The 3,401-nt window shown below is 71.3% G+C and carries 2 protein-coding genes; both read left to right on the forward strand.

Annotated features, from left to right (window positions below; all coding sequences use genetic code 11):
• On the forward strand, window positions 1-1,445 hold a 1,445-nt coding region (locus tag Q8Q85_05790), incomplete at its 5' end, for a hypothetical protein (GenBank protein MDP3773763.1).
• 7 nt (window positions 1,446-1,452) lie between these two features.
• A complete protein-coding gene (locus tag Q8Q85_05795) occupies window positions 1,453-3,222 on the forward strand; it encodes a serine hydrolase domain-containing protein (protein ID MDP3773764.1) in 1,770 nt (589 codons plus the stop codon).
• Window positions 3,223-3,401 lie beyond the last annotated feature (179 nt).

Below are 3,401 nucleotides of genomic sequence, written 5' to 3' on the forward strand. Positions count from 1 at the left end.
GCAACCTCTTCTTCTCGCCGGACGGCCAGTGGGTCGGTTACTCGAGCTCCGGGAATCTCATGAAGGTGCCGGTGGCGGGCGGCGCTCCGGTCACGATCGCCGAGATCGGCAGCCAGCTGTTTGGCGCCGCCTGGACCGCGGACAACCATATCGTGTTCGCGAGGGTCGACAGTGCGGGCCTGTTCCGCGTGAGCGCCGACGGCGGGACGCCGGAACGGCTCACGCGGCCGGATACGGCGGCCGGGGAGGTCGCCCACACCTGGCCGCACTACGTCCCGGAGACCAACGCGCTGCTGTTCACGGTCTGGCCGAGGACCGGGGCGCTCGGTGCGGCGCACGTCGGACTGATGCGACTCGGCCGCCGCGAGGTGCGGATCGTCTCGCCGGGCTCGATGCCGCAGTATGCCGCCGGGCACCTGGTGACCCTGCGCGATGGCGGGGTCGTCGTCGCGCAGCGCTTCGACCCCTCCAGCGGGGACACCAGCGGTCCTCTGGTCCGGCTCGCAGACGGGATCATCACCCGCGCGACAGGGCTCGGCGAGTTCGGCCTCTCCCGCACCGGAACCCTGGTCCATCAGTTGGGGAACGTGGGCTCGGTCGTAGCGCTCATGGGGGAGGGTGGAGCGGAGACCCGCGTTCCCCTCGCCCTGCCGCAGGTCAGCCATTTCGACAACCCGCGGTTCTCGCCCGACGGGCGAAGGGTCGTGCTCGCCGGCTTCCACGACGGGGAATCTCGCCACGTCGGGTACATCATCGACCTCGAGCGCGGCACCAGCCTGCGGCTGACGTTCGGGGGCAACACCGAGTTCCTGGAGTGGACGCCGGACGGCCAGCGGGTCTTCTATCGGAAGGGCGATACCCTGGCTGCCAGCCGCGGCGATCGAAGCGGAGCGGAAGAGGTCGTGCTGGCGCCGGGCGGCCGGACCCTCGTCGGCCGGATCGCGGTCGGCGCGGGATGGGTGGCGTTCTCCACCACCGGCGCCGGCGGGTCGGATCTGTGGGCGCTTCCCGTCGACGCACCGGACTCCGCGCGCGCCTATCTGGTCACGCCGTTCAACGAGGGGGCTCCCGCGCTATCGCCCGACGGGCGCTGGATCGCGTACGTGTCGAACGAGACCGGCCGGGACGAGGTGTACCTGAGCTCGTTCCCGCAGCCCGGCCCGCGGGCGACCGTCTCGATCGACGGCGGTGCGGAGCCTCAGTGGGGCCGCGACGGCCGGACGCTGTACTTCCGCAACGAGCCCGGGGAGCTGGTGGCGGCGCGCCTGCGCCAGGACCCATCCGGCTACTCGGTGGAATCCCGGCGCGTCCTGCTGCGCGGCGTGTTCGAGCGTTCCGTCGGCGGAGCCGAGTATGACGTGCACCCCCGCGGCGGGCGGTTCGTGACGCTCGCAACGTCAGGCGGCGGCGGGCGCCTGGTGATCACGCTCAACGCCGTCCAGTAGGTACGCCGTGACCGACGTCCTGATGCGCCTCGCTTCGGCTCTGGCCGACCGTTACGACATCGAGCGCGAGCTGGGGCAGGGCGTCGTACGGGCCAATCCCGTTGCAGCAGGCTGTGGAGCCATGACCTGGAATCTGACGCTGATCGTGCTGGTCATCTCCGCTGCCCCGCTCGCGGCGCAGAACATCGATACCGCCCTCGTCCGGAGCATCGACTCCGCCTTCGCGTGGGCCAACACCACCTCGCCGGGATGTGCGGTCGGCGTGGACGGTGCCGGCGCACCGCTGGTCCGGCGGGCGTACGGGATGGCGAATCTGGAGACCGGGACGGTGTGGTCGGTCGGCACGATCTCCGAGAGCGGCTCCGTGGCCAAGCAGTTCACCGCGGCGGCACTGGTGATCCTGGCGAGGGACGGGGTGCTGTCGCTGGATGACGACATCACCCGGTGGATCCCCGAGGTGCGGGCTATCGGGCGGCGCATCACCATCCGGCACCTACTGACGCACACCAGCGGCCTGCCCGATCGTTACGCGCTGCATCAGGCGGAGGGCCGCCCGGCCGGCGAGGTGGATCACCCGAATGCTGAAGTGCTCGACATCGTGTCCCGGCTCCGGGAACTCAATTTCGATCCCGGCGAGGACTACCTCTACAGCAACACCGGCTACGTCGTGGCGGCGACGATCGTGGCGCGGGCCAGCGGCCAGTCGCTGCAGGCGTTCACCCAGGCCCGGATCTTCGGGCCGCTCGGCATGACCAGCACCCGCTGGCGGGTGGATCACCGGACGGTGGTGCCGGGGCGCGCCTCGGCGTACGCGGGCACTTCGGCAACCGGCTATCGCAACGATCATCCGTTCACGCGGGTCGTCGGCAGCGGGGGCCTGCTCATCACCGTGGACGACTTCCTCCGGTGGGAGGCGGCGTTGCAGTCCGGCGCCGGCGCATGGGGCGCGGTGCGCGATTCGCTGGAGCGGGCGGGCCGGCTCAACGACGGTACCGAGCTGAACTACGCGTTGGGCGTCGGAGTAGGCAGGTGGCGCGGCGTGCCGAGAGTGTCGCATACCGGGTCGACGGGCGGTTACCGCGCGGCACTGTACCGGTTCCCGGACCAGCAGGTGTCGGTTGCCCTTCTGTGCAACGCTGGCGTGGCCGATCCGAGTGCCTTGGCCACCCGCGTGGCGGTGCGGGTGCTTGGCTCCGCGCTTGCCGAGCCCGATGCCGAACCGGCGGGGGTCGCGGTGGACTCGGCGGTGCTGGCGGCGCTCGCGGGTGCGTACCACGCGCCGCGCACAGAAGAGGTGCTCATCCTCGCCATCCGCGGGGGGCAGTTGACCGACAGCCTGGCGGGCAACCAGGCCCTGATCCCGCTGGCGCCCGACCGCTTCAAGTACCGGGGTGGCCAGCGGACGATCCGCGTGGTGCGTGCGGCAGGCGGCGCGCCGGTGCGGCTGGTGATGGAGGCCAGCAACGCGCGCCCGGTCGAGTACGTGCAGGTGGCCCGGCCGCGGTTCGACGCCGCGGCGCTCGCCGCGTACGCGGGCGAGTACGTCAGCCTCGAGCTGGGCGCCCGCGCCCGCTTCCTGGTACGAGGCGATACGCTGATGCTGGACCTGGGATGGCGGAGCTCCACGCCCTTCCTGCCGCTGTACCGCGACGGATTCGGGAACGACGACGTGGGTTTGGCGAGGTTCCTCCGGGATCCCCGCGGCCGGATCACGGGTCTTGTGGTGTGGTCAGGGCGGGTCCGGCATCTGCGCTTCGAGCGCGTGGCGACCCGGTGAGGTCGCGCCCATGACCGACGCGCTCGGACGCCTCACGACCGCACAGCCGCACAGAAACAACGTACCGCCTTCCCGCTTTCCCGCCTTACGGGGGTCGCGACCAGGGCCGGCAGCTGTCCCGGGTCCCCGCCGCGGGAGGAACGCTCGAGCCGGAGCCTGTCGTGGATTTCGAACTGGGC

The organism is Gemmatimonadales bacterium, from assembly GCA_030697825.1.
Taxonomy (GTDB): Bacteria; Gemmatimonadota; Gemmatimonadetes; order Gemmatimonadales; family JACORV01; genus JACORV01.